At 41.3% G+C, this 16,283-nt stretch carries 18 protein-coding genes; 8 read left to right on the forward strand and 10 right to left on the reverse strand.

The annotated features are described in order from the left end of the window. Nucleotides 1-59: 59 nt before the first annotated feature. From Q0K96_RS08945 to Q0K96_RS08955, 3 genes are all read right to left on the reverse strand, one after another. On the reverse strand, nucleotides 60-2,840 hold the full coding sequence (locus Q0K96_RS08945; protein WP_297333661.1) for a von Willebrand factor type A domain-containing protein: 2,781 nt from the start codon (nucleotides 2,838-2,840) through the stop codon (nucleotides 60-62). Next, nucleotides 2,824-3,342, reverse strand: coding sequence for a sigma-70 family RNA polymerase sigma factor (locus Q0K96_RS08950; RefSeq protein ID WP_297333677.1), 519 nt, complete (start codon nucleotides 3,340-3,342; stop codon nucleotides 2,824-2,826). Before Q0K96_RS08950 ends, Q0K96_RS08945 begins: the two co-directional genes overlap by 17 nt. Before the next feature lie 151 nt (nucleotides 3,343-3,493). Next, on the reverse strand, nucleotides 3,494-4,336 hold the full coding sequence (locus Q0K96_RS08955; RefSeq protein ID WP_297333662.1) for a hypothetical protein: 843 nt from the start codon (nucleotides 4,334-4,336) through the stop codon (nucleotides 3,494-3,496). A gap of 72 nt (nucleotides 4,337-4,408) precedes the next feature. On the opposite strand from Q0K96_RS08955, the gene Q0K96_RS08960 reads away from it, so the two are divergent. Continuing rightward, nucleotides 4,409-5,293 (forward strand): PPK2 family polyphosphate kinase, encoded by an 885-nt coding sequence (locus Q0K96_RS08960; RefSeq protein ID WP_297333663.1) that lies wholly within the window; start codon nucleotides 4,409-4,411, stop codon nucleotides 5,291-5,293. Here the strand turns inward: Q0K96_RS08960 and Q0K96_RS08965 are convergent. Together Q0K96_RS08965 and Q0K96_RS08970 are read right to left on the reverse strand one after the other, a co-directional pair. Further along, the gene (locus Q0K96_RS08965; protein WP_297333664.1) at nucleotides 5,257-5,625 is read right to left on the reverse strand and encodes a hypothetical protein; all 369 of its coding nucleotides are present in this window, start codon (nucleotides 5,623-5,625) and stop codon (nucleotides 5,257-5,259) included. The genes Q0K96_RS08960 and Q0K96_RS08965 overlap by 37 nt on opposite strands. Before the next feature lie 102 nt (nucleotides 5,626-5,727). Continuing rightward, the gene (locus Q0K96_RS08970) at nucleotides 5,728-6,261 is read right to left on the reverse strand and encodes a hypothetical protein (protein WP_297333665.1); all 534 of its coding nucleotides are present in this window, start codon (nucleotides 6,259-6,261) and stop codon (nucleotides 5,728-5,730) included. A gap of 205 nt (nucleotides 6,262-6,466) precedes the next feature. On the opposite strand from Q0K96_RS08970, the gene Q0K96_RS08975 reads away from it, so the two are divergent. Further along, nucleotides 6,467-7,855, forward strand: a complete 1,389-nt coding sequence (locus tag Q0K96_RS08975; RefSeq protein ID WP_297333666.1) for an MATE family efflux transporter — start codon at nucleotides 6,467-6,469, stop codon at nucleotides 7,853-7,855. 20 nt (nucleotides 7,856-7,875) lie between these two features. Then, nucleotides 7,876-8,106 carry a hypothetical protein gene (locus Q0K96_RS08980; protein ID WP_223054221.1) on the forward strand — a complete coding sequence of 77 codons (231 nt, stop codon included), beginning with the start codon at nucleotides 7,876-7,878 and terminating at the stop codon, nucleotides 8,104-8,106. A gap of 124 nt (nucleotides 8,107-8,230) precedes the next feature. Here the strand turns inward: Q0K96_RS08980 and meaB are convergent, their stop codons facing one another. Both meaB and Q0K96_RS08990 read right to left on the reverse strand, forming a co-directional pair. Beyond that, a complete protein-coding gene (gene meaB / locus Q0K96_RS08985) occupies nucleotides 8,231-9,319 on the reverse strand; it encodes a methylmalonyl Co-A mutase-associated GTPase MeaB (RefSeq protein ID WP_297333667.1) in 1,089 nt (362 codons plus the stop codon). Between the two features lie 65 nt (nucleotides 9,320-9,384). Continuing rightward, the gene (locus tag Q0K96_RS08990; protein ID WP_297333668.1) at nucleotides 9,385-9,864 is read right to left on the reverse strand and encodes an Rrf2 family transcriptional regulator; all 480 of its coding nucleotides are present in this window, start codon (nucleotides 9,862-9,864) and stop codon (nucleotides 9,385-9,387) included. A gap of 48 nt (nucleotides 9,865-9,912) precedes the next feature. Between Q0K96_RS08990 and Q0K96_RS08995 the strand changes: the two genes are divergently transcribed. From Q0K96_RS08995 to Q0K96_RS09005, 3 genes are all read left to right on the forward strand, one after another. Continuing rightward, entirely contained in the window at nucleotides 9,913-10,821 is a 909-nt protein-coding gene (locus tag Q0K96_RS08995; protein WP_297333669.1) for an AEC family transporter, read from the forward strand. 149 nt (nucleotides 10,822-10,970) lie between these two features. Then, nucleotides 10,971-11,501 (forward strand): YceI family protein, encoded by a 531-nt coding sequence (locus Q0K96_RS09000; RefSeq protein ID WP_297333670.1) that lies wholly within the window; start codon nucleotides 10,971-10,973, stop codon nucleotides 11,499-11,501. An 8-nt stretch (nucleotides 11,502-11,509) separates the two neighbouring features. Then, nucleotides 11,510-11,932 (forward strand): DoxX family protein, encoded by a 423-nt coding sequence (locus Q0K96_RS09005; RefSeq protein ID WP_297333671.1) that lies wholly within the window; start codon nucleotides 11,510-11,512, stop codon nucleotides 11,930-11,932. A gap of 69 nt (nucleotides 11,933-12,001) precedes the next feature. On the opposite strand, the gene Q0K96_RS09010 is transcribed toward Q0K96_RS09005, so the two are convergent. Then, on the reverse strand, nucleotides 12,002-12,436 hold the full coding sequence (locus Q0K96_RS09010; protein WP_297333672.1) for an Hsp20/alpha crystallin family protein: 435 nt from the start codon (nucleotides 12,434-12,436) through the stop codon (nucleotides 12,002-12,004). A 167-nt stretch (nucleotides 12,437-12,603) separates the two neighbouring features. Between Q0K96_RS09010 and Q0K96_RS09015 the strand changes: the two genes are divergently transcribed. After that, entirely contained in the window at nucleotides 12,604-14,469 is a 1,866-nt protein-coding gene (locus Q0K96_RS09015) for an ABC-F family ATP-binding cassette domain-containing protein (protein ID WP_297333673.1), read from the forward strand. A 12-nt stretch (nucleotides 14,470-14,481) separates the two neighbouring features. After that, nucleotides 14,482-15,108, forward strand: coding sequence for a hypothetical protein (locus tag Q0K96_RS09020; RefSeq protein ID WP_297333674.1), 627 nt, complete (start codon nucleotides 14,482-14,484; stop codon nucleotides 15,106-15,108). Here Q0K96_RS09020 and Q0K96_RS09025 read toward each other — a convergent pair. Then, nucleotides 15,105-15,353, reverse strand: a complete 249-nt coding sequence (locus Q0K96_RS09025) for a Rho termination factor (protein WP_297333675.1) — start codon at nucleotides 15,351-15,353, stop codon at nucleotides 15,105-15,107. The two genes, Q0K96_RS09020 and Q0K96_RS09025, sit on opposite strands and share 4 nt — an antisense overlap. A gap of 147 nt (nucleotides 15,354-15,500) precedes the next feature. Then, entirely contained in the window at nucleotides 15,501-16,172 is a 672-nt protein-coding gene (locus Q0K96_RS09030) for a hypothetical protein (RefSeq protein ID WP_297333676.1), read from the reverse strand. Between the last annotated feature and the right edge of the window lie 111 nt (nucleotides 16,173-16,283).

The following is a 16,283-nucleotide window of genomic DNA, read 5'->3' on the forward strand; positions in this document are numbered from 1 at the left end:
TACAATTTAATTCTGTTGCCTCTTGCCTAATTGCTATTGGCTAAAAGCTAAAAGCTGAGCTACTCCACCATCTCCACTAATCGGATAAACTCCGCGCGGTAACCTTCGGGGTCGGGTTGCTGTCCCTGTTTGGCGAGTTCAATAATGGCTTTGGTTTCTTTATTGGGTACCAGCTTGCTGTCCCTAAGCTTTAACCCGAACCAAGCCACGGCAGCCGCAAACTTAAAGTCGCCCGAGGTATTGCTTAATGGTGTTACCACATTAGGAATTACCTTAACCGTTTCTTTGCTTACATCTTCATCCGGTTTTTTGTGGCGGAATTTTATGGTGGCAAGCTCATCACTATAGTTACCCGATGTTTTTACCGGCTCGCTGTATTTAAGTTCCGGGGCAGGAGTAAAGTAGTCACTTTCCACACCCACCGGAATTATCTCATACAATGCCGTAACGGTATGACCACTCCCCAGCTCTCCCGCATCTATGGCATCGTTGGCAAAATCTTCATTGCGTAGCTTGCGGTTCTCGTACCCAATCAGGCGGTAGCTCTGCACATGTTTAGGGTTTAACTCTATCTGTATTTTTACATCTTTAGCTATGGCAAACATAGAGCCTTTAAATTCCTTCTGTAAAAAACGGTCGGCTTCCTGCATATTGTCTATGTACGCGTAGTTACCATTGCCTTTATCTGCCAGTATTTCCATTTTAGAGTCCTTGTAATTACCCATGCCGTAGCCCAGGCAGGTAAGGAACACTCCGCTTTTGCGCTTCTCCTCAATAAGTGTTTGCATATCGGTGTTAGACGATGCCCCAACATTAAAGTCGCCATCCGTTGCCAGTATCACACGGTTGTTGCCGCCTTTTATAAAGTTCTCCAGTGCGGTTTTGTAAGCAAGCTCTATACCTGCTCCCCCTGCGGTGCTGCCGCCTGCCTCAAGTTTATTCAATGCATTGATGATGGTGCTTTTCTCGCCCCCGCTGGTAGAAGGCAGCACGAGGCCTGCCGCCCCGGCATATACTACAATAGCTATCCTGTCCTGCGGCCGCATCTGGTTTACCAGCAGTTTCATAGACTGCTTTAGTAGTGGCAGTTTGTTGCTGTCGCTCATCGAACCCGATACATCTATCAGGAACACAAAGTTGGATGCAGGTAAATCGGCAGTTGGTATGTCTTTACCTTTCAAACCAATTTTTAATAGCTTGTGTTTTGGGTTCCACGGCGCATCGCTGTACTCGGTATTAATAGAGAACACATCGTTACCTGTTGGCTGCGGATACTGATATTTAAAAAAGTTGATCATTTCTTCAACCCGAACAGCATCTTTTGGCACTATTTGCCCGTTGTTTAAAAAGCGACGCACATTAGTATAAGAGGCATTGTCAACATCAATAGAGAAAGTGGAAAGCGGTACTGTTGCCGTATTTTCAAACTTATTTTCTTCAAAAGATTCATATTCTTCCTGGTCAACCTGTATTTTAGCTTTTGGTTTTACTTGCTGAAATTCTAATCGTTGTGGAGTATCGCTATTATTTTTCCTGCTTCTTTCAATAAGCCTTTTTGTTTTTTTAGAGAGGCCGCCTTTTGTCTTGAATACTACTGTAGGGCTATTGCCACGGTTACTGTATAACAACGTATTCGGATCATTTTTGTAAATGTCACAAGTTGCAATGTCATTAGGATTTAACGTATCGATTACATCTTCATCTACAACAATGCCGTCAATAATATATACAGTGTTTTCTCCGGGTAGCCTGCTGATGTTGTCTAACTTTGCTTTAATTTCTTCAGGCCTTTCATAATGTGCTTCCTGAAATGCCCCTGACTTTGTGCTTATCAGTATTACCCCGTTAGCGCCCCTGTTGCCATATATAGAAGTAGCTGAAGCATCGCTTAATATTTCATAGGAATCTATATCATTTTGATTTATACTCCTGAAACCATCTTCATCTACGGGTACTCCATCTACAATAAACAAAGGTTCAGTATCACCATTTATGCTGCCAATACCACGTAGTACTATTGTAGTGTCAGCACCGGGTTGCCCCTTACCTGTAGCTATGTTAAGCCCCGCAACTTGGCCTTGTAAACTTCGAAGTACAGATGCATTGGCTCTGTCTTCAACTTCTTCAGCAGATAATGTTGTTATAGCTGCTGCTTTACGTTCATTATATTTCTCATCCTCTCTCTTTATAGGATAACGATTAGAAGTGACCGCCGAATATTGATTATCGGGGTTTTGGCTTATAGTTGCCGAGTTGGATAACGATTGGTTAACATATCCTTGTATTGCTGTTGGTTTAGCTATTACATCATTAAAATATCTGGGAGACCTTAGCACCATAGTTTCGCTTTCTACTACAGGAGTATTTACCTTTTTCTGAGCCTCAAGCGGTTTATATTTTACTTCTTCTACAACATGCCTTCCATTAATAATATATTCTTTGGACGAATAACTATTATCGATAGGATTTGATTTTTCAAATTTGTTTTTAGGTGTTGTATCAATATCTGCGATAATATGTTCTACTTGGCGCTCCGTAGTAAAAGTCTCATTTACCTTTTGTGTATCAATAACCGTAGTAACATTGCGTTCCGGTGCCACATTTGGGTTTACGACCGGGTCGGCATCATTACGCATAATAAGGTTGCCTATACTGATGAACAGCAAAAGCATTGCGGCTGCGCCTGTATATTTCCACCATGCTATGCCACGGCGTTTTTTCTTCTCGTCCAGCTTTTCCTCTACGCGGCTCCATACCGCCTCCATACGGTCAAAACCCTTTTGTTCGGCTTTACCGGCAGCCTCTTTAAACTGTTCGTATATTTTATCTTGATTTTCCATTGCTGTTCACGTTTTGGTAATAAACATTGTTTACTAATTCCTTCAGTTTGGTTCGGGAGACGTTTAATTGTGATTTGGATGTTCCCTCACTAATGTTCAGCATGGAGGCTATCTCCTTGTGCGAGTACCCTTCTATGGCATACAAATTAAAAATAGTTTTGCAGCCTTCGGGCAGGTAGGTAAGCAGGTGCAGCAGGTCTTCTTCCTCAAGCCCGGCCGAATGGGTTTGCGAAGGTTCGGCTGCCGCTGCCATGTCTTCAATATAAATATTGAAGTTCACGTTCCGCTTCAGGCTCAGCAAGCACTGGTTCACGGCAATTTTGCGTGCCCAGGCTTCAAAAGCCGCGGTTTCTTTCAGTTGGTCCAGTTTGGTAAAGATGGTATAAAAGGCATCAGCCATTGCCTCTTCTATAAGCTCTTCACTCTTCAGGTACCTTTTGCAGGTATAGTACAGCTTTGGCGCCATATGCTCATACACCCGTCGTTGTGCGTCGCGGTGCATTTTCCTGCATGCATCTATGAGTTTTTCATCCATCACAATTATGTCTCTTTACCTGTATAGAGCATCAAACTGTACAAAAGGTTGGGAAGGGGGGTGAAAAAAATTAGCCCCTAACCCCCAAAGGGGAAATATGAGAGGGTTGGGAAGAGGCTTATTTCTCAATGGTAAGCTTATAAATATCAGATGTATCCTCGTCATTATCCTTATCCTCACATAGCAGGAACTCAAGCGTGCTGCCATTGTCTTTATAAAGGGTTATACCTTCAAACTTATTTTTCCCTATTACCTGTGTTTTCTTTACTTTCATTGTTTCAAGGTCAAGCGAGCCTATAAGTGTACCGGTAACTTCGCCATCATGGTAGGTTGATGAAGATTTTTCTGCCGCAGCAATAAAGTATAAAACACCACCCACTTTTACGGCATCGGTAAAACCAGCCTTTGCACCGCTTATCTCGGGCAGGTCAATTGCATTATAAAGTATCTGGAAGTTAGTATCGGCTATATCACCATCAAGCGTAAAAATACCATTTTGCCCGTTTTTACCGTTACCGCGTTGCAGCAGGTACCAAACCGAGCCATCATTTACAGCCGCTTCTATATTAAAATCATCGGGTGTAATTTCGCCAAAGCTTTGCATAACCATATACAAATCGGTAGCATCTATGTGCGGGTAAACTTCTTTGGTTTTGCTGTTAATGTGCCCTATTATATTGCGGTTTTCTGTAGAGCCTGAGCCAAACAGGTACAGATGCCCGTCTTTATAAGACAAGGCTTCATAATCAGGCTTATCCGGCTTTGGCACGTTTTCCATTGGGCCTGTATAATCAGGAGCTACCAACGGTATTTTATCCAGCTTTTGTGTGGTGATGTTATACTCATATAAAAAATGGCTGTTATCGGAAATGATAAATAACGAGCTGCCGTTAAAAAACAACCCCGAAGCAGAACCAATGCCTATTATCCTGAATAACAGCTCTAACTTAAACTTTTGCATAATATTAGGTTTTTACCAAAACGCAGCGGCGTATAAATTCTTACATTTATATAAAGATAAAGCATTTTAACCATGATAAATGCAGCAGATAGCAGTTTTAAAATTGCAGCACCTTTCAGCATAGCAGGTGCTATAACGCACGAGAGCCTCGGAGCCACTAAAGAGGAGAAGAAACAGGCGCTTAAACAGATAAGCAAGCAGTTGGGCAAGCTGCAGGATAAAATGTATGCCAACAACCGCTATAGTGTGCTGATATGCCTGCAGGGTATGGACACATCGGGCAAGGACAGCCTTATACGTGAGGTGTTTAAATATTTTAATGCAAGGGGTGTTAATGTTTATACATTTAAACAGCCTACATCACGCGAACTTAAGCATGACTATTTATGGCGGCACTATGTAGCCCTGCCCGAAAAAGGCAAGTTTGCTGTTTTTAACCGCAGCCATTATGAAAATGTACTCGTAACGCGGGTGCATCCTGAATATTTGCTGAATGAAAACCTGCCGGGTATGGATACTGTTGAAGATGTCCCTGCTGATTTTTGGCAGCAACGGTTTAAGCAGATAAATAACTTTGAGAAACATCTGGCTGAAAACGGCACTATAATATTAAAATTCTTTTTGCATATAAGCAAAGAGGAGCAGCGCCAGCGATTACTGCGAAGGCTGAACAAGAAAAGCCATAACTGGAAATTTTCGCCTGCCGACCTTGATGAAAGAGGATTTTGGGAAGATTACCAAAAGTATTATGAAGAAGCCATAAACAATACCTCTAAGCCACATGCGCCCTGGTATGCCATACCTGCCGATGATAAAAAGGCTGCCCGCTACCTTGTTGCAAAAACAATTTATGACGAATTGCTTAAATATGATATCCGCGAGCCTGAGGTTGATGATGAGGTTATGGAGAATATTAACCTTTATAAAAGGAAACTTTCAACTGAAAATCCTGACTGATCGGTATCCAGCAGTTCTTTAAATTCATCTTCGCTAAGGCAGATACCTAAATTCTGCACTTTCTCATTGTCATCTTCATCACCGTTTATAAAATACAGGGGTATTGATGCCGTTAGTTTGCGCTTACGGATCTCCTCTGCTGTAATACGCCCGTGTGCCGGTTTTACTGCATAATTTATAATTATGGCATCAGGCTTGCAAACCGCTGTGTTTTTATAAGCGGTACCGCCATTGGATAACTCTGTACCTACAATTTTATGCGGGGTACCCTTGCAATATTCTATAAGCGGCGTTGTACTGTCTTTACTCCAGTCAATAATAAATAGCTTCATTTTTATGCGGATGTGTGGTAATAACAAAAGTAAAAAACCTGCACCAAAAAGGTACAGGTTTTGCAAAGTTAGTTTTTGTACTTAGGTGTTAAAGGTGTTATGTTATAACCTGAAGCCATAGGCCAGCCTCAATGCTATCTGGTCGGCGTTAAAATCATTCATGCCTTCATAGCGTACGCTAATATCTATTACGTCATTGGCATAGCCTACACCGGGCGACCATAAAAAGGTAGTTTCATCATAATCATTAGTTACCGCGAAACCGGCACCAACTTCGCCCAACACATAAAAGCTGTTTTCCCATACAAAGGCTTTAAAGCCGGCCTTTACAGGTATGTAGCCTAAATCATCTATATAATCTTCTTCGCCAAAAAGGTGTGTATAACCTGTTGTAAGGGTTAAAGATGTTTTTTGGGTAAGGTCATATTGCAGCCTTACATCTCCGCCAAGTACAAAGTTAAAATAATCACCTGTTGCGGGGCCTGCATTAAGGCCAAAACCAAGCCTGAAGCCCTGTTCATAATTATCCAGGGCCGGTTCGCCCGTTCCGGTAATATCCTGTGCAAAAGCACTTCCTGCACCTAAAAAACATAATGCACTCAGCATCAGTCCTTTTACATTCATCAACTGTTTCATAATCATTTTCTCTTTTATTACTGATGTAAAATTAGTATGCCTGCATCGCAAATAATTCCAATATTTTGTTAATAATTTGAGAAAGGCTTATTAAAATTTTACATATGTAAGATTACATTGATGATTATCAAATTTATAGCATTTATAATTCATCATGCCTTAACCAAATCTTCTGCTTACATTTGCGGCCTAATTGCATGAAAAATTGAAGTTTTCCACTTACACAAAAGAATTCAGGTACAACATCAGCCTTGCATGGCCGGTAGTTTTGGGTATGCTTGGGCATACCATAACCGGTATTGTAGATAATATTATGGTGGGTAAGCTGGGTACTGCCGAGCTTGCTGCTGCCTCATTAGGTAACAGTATGGTGTTTATTGCCATGTCTGTAGGCATAGGGTTTTCTACAGCCATAACACCAATAGTGGCACAATATGATGCCGAAAAAAGTACGGCTATGGTGCGCACTGTTTTCCATAACGGGCTTTTGTTGTGCACAATATTGGGTGCTTTTCTTTTCGGTGTAGTGTGGTTTGCCAAACCGCTTATGTACTTAATGAACCAGCCTGAAGAAGTTGTAGCGCTTGCAGCTCCCTACATCGACTGGGTTGCTTTTTCGCTCTTCCCGATGGTTATTTTCCAGGGCTACAAGCAATTTACAGATGGTTTATCTTTAACCAAATATGCCATGTATGCGGTTATTATAAGTAATATAATCAATATAGTGGTTAACTACCTGCTCATTTATGGTATATGGTTCTTCCCCGAAATGGGTATTATAGGCGCTGCCCTCGGTACTGTAGTGTCCCGTATATTTATGGTTGTATATATGCATTATATACTTGCGCGCAACAATAAGCTCAAGACTTACCTTTCAGGCTTTAGCTTTGGCGAAATACAAAAGTCGGTACTGCGCAGGATAACAGCTCTCGGGCTGCCATCCAGCATGCAGATGCTTTTTGAGGTGGCGCTTTTTACGGCTGCAGTATGGCTTTCGGGTTCTATAGGCAAATCGAGCCAGGCTGCAAACCAGATAGCACTTAGCCTTGCCAGCCTTACATTTATGTTTGCCATGGGGCTTAGCGTGGCGGGTATGATACGTGTAGGCAACCAAAAGGGGCTGAAGGATTATAAAAAGCTATTGTTGGTAGCGCGCTCTATATTCTTGCTTGCGGTATTGCTCGAAATTGCTTTTGCTATTTTGTTTGTGGCATTCCATAAAATCTTGCCGCCGTTGTTCCTTGATATGAATGATGCTTCGCTAATCGGCGAAAATGCAGTAGTTATAAGTATTGCTGCACAATTACTTTTGGTAGCTGCCGTTTTCCAGATAAGCGATGGTATACAGGTAGTAGTGCTGGGTGCGCTGCGTGGCCTGCAGGATGTAAAAATACCCACCGTTATTACTTTTGTTTCCTATTGGATAATCGGCTTCCCGATATCATATTACTTAGGGCATTATACCAGCCTTGAGGCGGCAGGCATCTGGATAGGGCTGCTGGCAGGCTTAACTGCGGCTGCTTTATTTTTGTATCTTCGTTTTAATTATTTAACTAAAAAACTGATCAGCCGGCAACGATTGGCTGAACGTTAACTTTAAACAATAAACCAGTAATGGAATTACCAAAATTTGTACTTGCCGATAATACCGATTTCCCGGATGATATTTTTATCATACATCTTGATTACCCGCGCTTTATAATAAACCTTAAAGATGATGAGGTAGAGTTTTTAGAAGAGCCGGACGACCTTGATGAAAATGAACTTGAATCTGAAATGGAATCACTGATAGAAGAAGCAAACAAATTCTATGACCGCGAAATGGAGCGGTATGAAGGTGAGTAGTAATTAGCTTTTTAGCTGACAGCTCACAGCTTTCAGCGATTAGCTTTCGCTGTATTGTCATTCAGAGCTAAGTGAATCTATTCTGTCTTTTTTGCTGAAAGCCGAAAGCTAACGGTTAACAGTTTTACTTTCCAAAATACTTATCCAGTAATATTGTAGCGGCTGCAAACGGTGAGAGTTCATTGTTTTGCACCGCTTTTTTATATTGCTCTATAAGCGGGGCTATGTCTTCGCGGTTATAAAAGCCTGCCTTTAGCTGTTCATTTATGGTTTCTGTAAGCCAGTAACTGTTTTGGCCGGCACGCTTGCCTTCAAAATAACCATTAGCCTTTACCATTTCAAAGTAATCGGTTACAACCTGCCACACATCGGCAATGCCATCATGGGTTATGGCGCTGCAGGTAGTTACCTTTGGCTGCCAACCTGAACTTTTAGCAGGGAACAGGTGCAGCGCACGATTAAATTCTGTTTTTGCCAGCTTTGCTTTTTTAATATTATCGCCGTCGGCCTTGTTTATAACTATCAGGTCGGCCATTTCCATAATGCCACGTTTAATGCCCTGTAATTCATCGCCTGCCCCTGCAATTTTAAGCAAGAGGAAAAAATCTACCATACTGTGCACCGCAGTTTCACTTTGGCCCACGCCAACCGTTTCTATAATTATGGTATCAAAACCACAGGCTTCACAAAGTATGATGGCTTCGCGGGTTTTGCGGGCTACCCCGCCCAGAGTATCACCTGATGCCGATGGCCGTATGTAGGCATTCTCATCTTTAACCAGTTCTTCCATACGGGTTTTATCGCCCAGTATGCTGCCATGCGATACAGAACTGCTGGGGTCAACCGCCAGTACCGCCACTTTTTTGCCGATACCGGTAAGGTATTTACCAAACGCTTCTATAAAAGTACTTTTACCAACCCCCGGCACGCCTGTTATACCAATGCGAACCGACTTGTTAGCATACGGCAGGCATTTGTTTATAACCTCGTTTGCCTTTTCTAGATGTGTTGCATTTGTGCTCTCTACAAGCGTAATGGCACGGCTAAGCATGGTTTTGTTTCCTGCCAGTATGCCGTTAACTATTTCCTGCGCATCGGGTTGTTTGCGGCGCAGTTTGGTAATCTGTGCAATGGCTGCCTCGCTGATGCTTTCAGGCTGGTTTATACCATCTTTTTCGTGCAATGCGGTTTTATGGTTGTACTTATTTTCCAAAAGAGGATTGTTTATACCCGTAAAGTTAAGGGTTTTGGTAAAAACACTTTAAAAAAGGTAAAGATTTAAAACGACTCTGCAAACTGCAACAGCGTAATGCCGCACAGCTTGTTGTTTATATCGCCGTTTATATCATCATAAAGCCTATCCAGGCTCATATTGATTTTCTTACCCACCGGGCAGTTCTGGTTAGGAGTGTTCTTGCAATATCCCAGGTTTACCTGCTCAAAAGTTATCCTGAAAATATCGCCAAGCGAAATTTCTGTTGCAGGCCTGGCAAGGCGTGTGCCTCCATATTTACCTTCTCGGCTTTCTACAAGGCTGTGCTTTTTAAGGTTGGCAATTTCTTTACGGACGAGTACAGGGTTTATGTTCATGCTCGAAGCCAGCATTTCTGAAGACAGGTAGTCTTCAGGGTATTTAGAGAGTACCGAAAGTATGTGCACCGTAATGGCAAATTTACCTGAAATCATTTCTGTAATAAATTCTGTTACAAATATAGAGGGAATTACCAAACCGCAAAACATCTGCTGTTTTTTCTGCAAACTATGGGCAATAACCGTATTTTTGGCGAAAATATAAACTTTCAGCTGTTGGATAGTATTCTGCTTGTTTTTATTTGTATGCTTGCGGGCGTAGGGCTGCAACGTGTAAAGGCATTCCCTAAAAATGCCTATGTTGCGCTTAACCAGTTTGTAATTTACATATCATTGCCGGCACTGGCTTTATATTACATACCTAAAATTACGGTAAGCTTTAAGCTGCTGTATCCGTTGGGTGTGGCGTGGATTGGCTTTTTGCTGGCCTTCCTGTTTTTCTTTACGCTTGGCAAGGCAATGGGCTGGTCTAAAAAGCTTACCGGCTGCCTTATACTTACCGCAGGGCTTGGCAATACCTCTTTTGTAGGTTTCCCGGTTATAGAGGCGCTATATGGGAAAGAAGGGCTGCAAACAGCAATTATTGTAGATCAGCCCGGTACATTTGTGGTAATGGCAACATTCGGCATTATGGTAGCAGCTGCTTACAGCAGGGGTGCGGTAGGCACATCCGCTATAATCAGGAAGATAGTTTTATTTCCGCCGTTCATAGCTTTTTTTACCGCTATATTTATGAATGTCGCGGGTTATGACTTTACAGATGCCCTGCAATCGGTATTTCAGCGGCTGGGCAGTACGGTGACCCCGGTTGCGCTTGTTGCTGTTGGCATGCAGCTTAAAATTGAACGCAAAAGCAGGCACTGGGGCTTTTTAGCGCTTGGGCTTTTCTTTAAGCTTATAATAATGCCGGCTTTCTTTTTCATACTATACAAGCTTATTATAGGCGCTGACGGCCTTTCTGTAGATGTATCTGTAATGGAGGCTGCCATGGCACCTATGATTACAGCATCCATACTGGCTTCGTCGCATGGGCTCAAGCCCCGCTTATCAGGCATGATGATAGGTGTAGGTATTCCGTTGTCGTTTTTAACGCTGGCGTTATGGTACTGGCTGTTACAGCTATAATTCCCCCCGATGTATAACTCCTAAAATGCAGGAGTATTTTCCGCATTTTAGGATTTAAGCCTTAATTTACACTATTTTAACGGCTGTTTGTAGCATTTTACGTATTTTTACAATGCTAAACCAAAACCATTAATAAACCAAAGGAAATTATGGCGACAAAAAACTGGGCATTAGACCCTGCACACTCAGAAATTCTTTTTAAAGTTAAACACCTTGTAATTTCTACTGTATCGGGTTCTTTCGGAGAATTCAGCGGAAGCGCAACTACACCGGAAGATACTTTTGAAGGCGGAGAAGTTTCTATCTCAATTAAAGCGGCAAGTATCAATACCAACAATGGGCAGCGCGATGGCCATCTTCGTAGTGAAGAGTTTTTTGATGCCGAAAACCATCCGGAAATTACAATTAAAACTACCTCTATAGAACAGGTTAGCGACGACGATTATACTATTAAAGCTGATTTTACCATGAGGGGCGTAACCAAACAGGTAACCTTTAAAGGTGAATATGGCGGAACGGCAACAGATGGCTATGGCAATAAAAAAGTTGGGCTTGAAGTTACTGGTAAGATAAACAGGACAGATTACGGGCTTAACTGGAATGCTGTTATTGAAGGCGGGGGGTTAACCGTAAGTGAAGAAGTAAAACTTATAGGCAACCTTCAATTTACTGAACAGTAATCATGCGGATGTTCAGTACTTCATACAACCAAAACCTGTATGATATAGCGTTACTTTTACTGAGGATAACCGTAGGCTGTTTTATGATGACACACGGGCTCCAAAAGCTGGATATGCTGATGGAAGACGGCCCTGTAAAGTTTGCAGACCCTATAGGCGTAGGAGAGCAATTGTCACTAATCCTTACCGTATTTGCAGAACTTATCTGTTCGTTTTTAATCATTATGGGTTTTGCCACAAGGCTGGCAGCTATACCGCTTATTATTACCATGCTGGTTATATTATTTGTGGTGCATGCCAATGACCCGTTTGATAACAAAGAACTTCCGGGCCTTTACCTTGCAGTATATATACTGCTGCTTGTTGTGGGCAGCGGAAGGTTTTCAGTCGACAGGCTTATAGCCGGCGGCAAAAAGAAAAAGATATTTTAATATTATACTATAAAAAAAGCGCCCTTTTTTAAGGGCGCTTTTTACATAAACCAACTAACTCAAAAACTATTATGAAATATCTATTAACCTCTTTGGTTTTGGTAATGCCTCTTCTTTTTTAGGCAGGGCAATTTTTAGTATGCCATCCTGGTAAGAAGCATTAATGTCGTCTTCCTTTACACTTTCCGGCAAAGTAAAGGCTCTTTTAAAAGAAGAGTAGCTAAATTCCCTTCTGGTATATTTGCCTTCTTCCTGCTCAGTATTTTCAGATTTTACTTCGGCTGAAATCGTTAGCAGGTCGTTATCAACCTCAATATTAAAATCTTCTTTCTTCATTCCCGGAGCCATAAGCTCTACGGTGTAAGACTCATCTGTTTCTTTAATGTTTACAGGGGCAATCATCCTGTTAAACTGTGTGCCGCCCGCCCAGTCTTTAAATAACTCATCCATTACAGACGGGAATAAACGGTTAGCATTTGCTGTGTTTCTTTTCACTAAGTTCATAACTAAAAATGTTTATACGTTAAACTTGATTGAAATCTTTATTGTTGTTTAGCTATAGTCAATTGTTGTACCAGCTGAGTTTTTATGACTTTTTGTCGGTTATAATGTCAAAATGACATTTATTGGTTAAGTGAGTATTTGGTGTACATTTGCAAAAACATTATTTCGTGAATTATCTTTCAGTAGAAAATATATCTAAGTCTTTTGGCGAGCGTACCCTTTTTGAGAATATATCATTTGGTATTAACAAAGACCAGAAAATAGCTTTTGTTGCCAAGAACGGCACAGGGAAAACCAGTATTCTTAAAATTATTACCGGCGAGGACACGCCCGACACCGGCCAGGTGGTAATACGTAAGGAAATTAAAATGGGATTTCTTTCACAGGAGCCTAATCTTGACCCGGAGCTAACAATTGAGGAAAGCATTTTTGCATCAGATAATGATGTACTTAAGGTTATAGAGCAATATGAAAGAGCATTGGAGAATCCTGAAGACGAAGAAGTGTACCAAAAAGCTTTTGAGCGTATGGAACTCTACAATGCATGGGATTTTGAAACTCAGTATAAGCAGATACTCTTTAAGCTTAAGCTGGATGATTTAAAACTGAAAGTTAAAACCTTATCGGGTGGGCAAAAAAAGCGCCTTGCACTGGCAATAATACTCATCAATAAACCGGACTTACTGATTCTTGACGAGCCTACCAACCACCTTGACCTTGAAATGATAGAGTGGCTGGAAGATTATTTTGCAAAAGAAAACATTACGCTTTTTATGGTAACGCACGACCGTTACTTTTTAGAGCGTGTGTGCAACGAAATTGTAGAGCTTGATAATGGCAAGCTGTACCAATATAAAGGCAACTACTCGTACTACCTTACTAAAAAGGAAGAACGCATAGCGGCAGAAAATGCCAGTATAGATAAAGCACAGAATCTTTTTGTTAAGGAGCTTGACTGGATGCGCCGCCAGCCCAAGGCACGTACAACAAAATCTAAATCAAGGCAGGACGATTTTTATGTAATAAAAGAAAAAGCCAACAGCCGCCGCAAAGAGCACCAGGTAGAGTTGGAGATTAATATGGAGCGTATGGGCAGCAAAATTGTTGAGTTGCACAATGTTTCAAAAAAGTTTAAGGATAAAACCATACTGCAAAACTTTAATTTTAATTTTAAAAAGGGTGAGCGCATTGGTATCATCGGTAAAAACGGTACGGGCAAATCTACCTTCCTCAATATTTTAACCCAAACCATACAGCCCGATAATGGCAAGGTGGTTGTAGGCGAAACCATAAAGATAGGCTACTATACCCAAAGCGGCATTACTCCAAAAGAAGGGCAAAAAGTTATAGATATCATCAAAGAGTTTGGTGAGTTTATTCCGCTTGCCAAGGGGCGGACTATTTCGGCAGGGCAGTTGCTGGAACGCTTTTTATTTGACAGGAAAAAGCAGCACGATTATGTAGAAAAGCTGAGCGGGGGAGAGCTGAAACGCCTTTACCTGTGTACGGTGCTGATACAAAACCCCAACTTCCTGATACTTGATGAGCCTACTAACGACCTTGACATAGTAACACTAAACGTACTGGAGAGCTTTTTACTCGATTACCCCGGCTGTCTTATAGTGGTTTCGCACGACAGGTATTTTATGGATAAGATTGTAGATCACCTTTTTGTTTTCAGGGGAGAAGGTGTGATAGAAGATTTTCCCGGTAATTACAGCGATTTCCGTACTTATGAGGATAGCGCAGAGCCTGCGAAAGATGAAAGTAAATCGGGTGCTGATAAAAAATCATGGAAGCAGAATAATGTAAAGGCGGGCCTTACCTTTAATGAGCAGAAGGAGTATGACAAAATAGAAAAAGAAATTAAGGAGCTGGAAGCAAAAAAAGAAACTATAGAAAAGCAGTTTAGCGATGGCAGTATTGCCGATGCTGATATTGCCGCCAAAGCAGATGAATTGCAAAAGGTTTTGAAAGCTATAGAGGAAAAAACCGAGCGTTGGTTTGAACTTACTGCCAAAATGGAAGGATAAATAAAGGCTGCCATGAAAACAACGTCGCATTTTACATTTTTATGGAGATCGGTAAATGCACATGGGCTGCATTCGCCATTTGTGTACCAAGTGGCTAATAAATGTTTTTATGGTAATACAAACCGATTAAAATACTATAACAACAGTCAATCAGGTTTACCTAAAGAAGCGGTTAAAATACTTGAAAAAATAATAACAGGCTTAAAGTCTGTAAAACTATATGTGCCTGATGACCCTAAAGGTACAGCTACGGCACTAATAAGGGAAATTGCCGAAGCACACGCGCAACGCATTTGGTTCTTTTCGCCTATGGCACCTGTGCCCGGTACTATAGATTTAGCTTATTTTTCTGCTGAAACTGCCACTTCTGTAAGAGAACTGCTTAACCAGATACAGGCTGTTTCGGGAGAAGAAAGTTTATGTGTTATAGGCGATATACGTAAAACCTCTGTAACTGAAGCTGCCTGGCAAAATATAGTAAAACAGCCTGAAGCTACCGTAACGATAGATTTATACCATATAGGGCTTGTGTTTTTCAGGCCGGGGCAGGCCAAACAGCATTTCCTGATAAGGCCATTCCGCTCATTCTGGGCAGATGCATTGCTTGGCGTTAAAAACTTTTGGGGGCTTTTAGGTTAGTTATTTCGCAAAGCATCGGCAAGTTCTGATTTACTCATTTTGCTCCTGCCTTCAATACCTACTTTTTTAGCTTCATCATAAAGGCTTTTCTTGGTGCGGTCTTCATATTGTTTTGCATTGCCGCCACGTTTCTCTGCACCTTTGCTGTTGGCTATTCGGGCAGATTTCTCTTTGCTGTAGCCTTTATCTCTTAAAGCCTCATATTGCTCGTCATCTTTAACCTGTGGTCCGTGATTCTTTGCCATAAGTATTTATTTTAAATTCATAACTCTATACAAGTTACACAGCCTTAAGCATAAAATGCGTTAACCCACAGTTAAAAAGAAAAAGGCCGCCGGGAATCCGGCAGCCTTTTTACACGCAAATTTATAATCAACCTTTATCTATTCAGATTATTCTGCAGCTTCTTTAGCGTTTTCGTTTTCCTGGCTTTTAGCGTTCATACGTTCCCACTTAAATTCAGGTGCAAAATCAACTTTAAGCGCTGCAATTTTCCTGTTGTCCTCAGCAGAAAGTCCTTCTTTTTCTACAGTGTTCTTTCTTGCATCAAGAGCCTCATACCAGTTCTTGATTTTATCGAAGTCCTCACGAGAGTAAGTGTCTTTGTTGGCTTCAAATGTCTTTACAAAGTTTTCATATACGCTAAGTATGTTGTCTTTGTTAACCCATGTAAAGTCCATGTCATTACCTACACCGTTACCTTCACCAAAAAAGCTAACATAAAGCGTTTGGCCGTTATTAGCAGATGCCTGGTTCATGTTTTGCGAAGCTTCCATTTTCACTTCGTCATATTTCGTTTTCTTGTCATTAATCCTTGTTTCTGCACCTTCCCTGTCTTTCAGGTTTTCCAGCGCTGCTTCAGCTTCAGCAAGCCTTGCTTCATACTGTGCTTCTATAGCTTCCCAGTTTGCTATCCTTTCCTCGTCGTCAAGGCGGTCTATAGAATCTACAAAAGATTCATATCGGTCTACACTCTTTTCTGCAGCCATTTCTGCATCATTTTTACAAGATGTTAAACCAGCCGTAATAAGCACGGCTCCTAATACTAAATTCAGTCTTTTCATGGTAAGTTTTGTATTTATGTTACTTTGATGGTGTAAAGGTAAATGCGGTTTAACTACAATTCAAAATTTAACTTTATTTATTAAGAATACTTTAGTATTTATAACTTTTTA

Origin of the sequence: Flavobacterium sp., assembly GCF_024305175.1 — a bacterium.
In the GTDB taxonomy this organism is placed as follows: Bacteria; Bacteroidota; Bacteroidia; order Flavobacteriales; family Flavobacteriaceae; genus Flavobacterium.

What these genes read in the sequence shown, in the direction of transcription:
- Q0K96_RS08945 (WP_297333661.1), bottom strand. Translation starts at nt 2,840, where the DNA reads ATGGAAAATCAAGATAAAATATACGAACAGTTTAAAGAGGCTGCCGGT.
- Q0K96_RS08950 (WP_297333677.1), bottom strand. Translation starts at nt 3,342, where the DNA reads ATGCACCGCGACGCACAACGACGGGTGTATGAGCATATGGCGCCAAAG.
- Q0K96_RS08955 (WP_297333662.1), bottom strand. Translation starts at nt 4,336, where the DNA reads ATGCAAAAGTTTAAGTTAGAGCTGTTATTCAGGATAATAGGCATTGGT.
- Q0K96_RS08960 (WP_297333663.1), top strand. Translation starts at nt 4,409, where the DNA reads ATGATAAATGCAGCAGATAGCAGTTTTAAAATTGCAGCACCTTTCAGC.
- Q0K96_RS08965 (WP_297333664.1), bottom strand. Translation starts at nt 5,625, where the DNA reads ATGAAGCTATTTATTATTGACTGGAGTAAAGACAGTACAACGCCGCTT.
- Q0K96_RS08970 (WP_297333665.1), bottom strand. Translation starts at nt 6,261, where the DNA reads ATGAAACAGTTGATGAATGTAAAAGGACTGATGCTGAGTGCATTATGT.
- Q0K96_RS08980 (WP_223054221.1), top strand. Translation starts at nt 7,876, where the DNA reads ATGGAATTACCAAAATTTGTACTTGCCGATAATACCGATTTCCCGGAT.
- Q0K96_RS09000 (WP_297333670.1), top strand. Translation starts at nt 10,971, where the DNA reads ATGGCGACAAAAAACTGGGCATTAGACCCTGCACACTCAGAAATTCTT.
- Q0K96_RS09005 (WP_297333671.1), top strand. Translation starts at nt 11,510, where the DNA reads ATGTTCAGTACTTCATACAACCAAAACCTGTATGATATAGCGTTACTT.
- Q0K96_RS09010 (WP_297333672.1), bottom strand. Translation starts at nt 12,436, where the DNA reads ATGAACTTAGTGAAAAGAAACACAGCAAATGCTAACCGTTTATTCCCG.
- Q0K96_RS09020 (WP_297333674.1), top strand. Translation starts at nt 14,482, where the DNA reads ATGAAAACAACGTCGCATTTTACATTTTTATGGAGATCGGTAAATGCA.
- Q0K96_RS09025 (WP_297333675.1), bottom strand. Translation starts at nt 15,353, where the DNA reads ATGGCAAAGAATCACGGACCACAGGTTAAAGATGACGAGCAATATGAG.
- Q0K96_RS09030 (WP_297333676.1), bottom strand. Translation starts at nt 16,172, where the DNA reads ATGAAAAGACTGAATTTAGTATTAGGAGCCGTGCTTATTACGGCTGGT.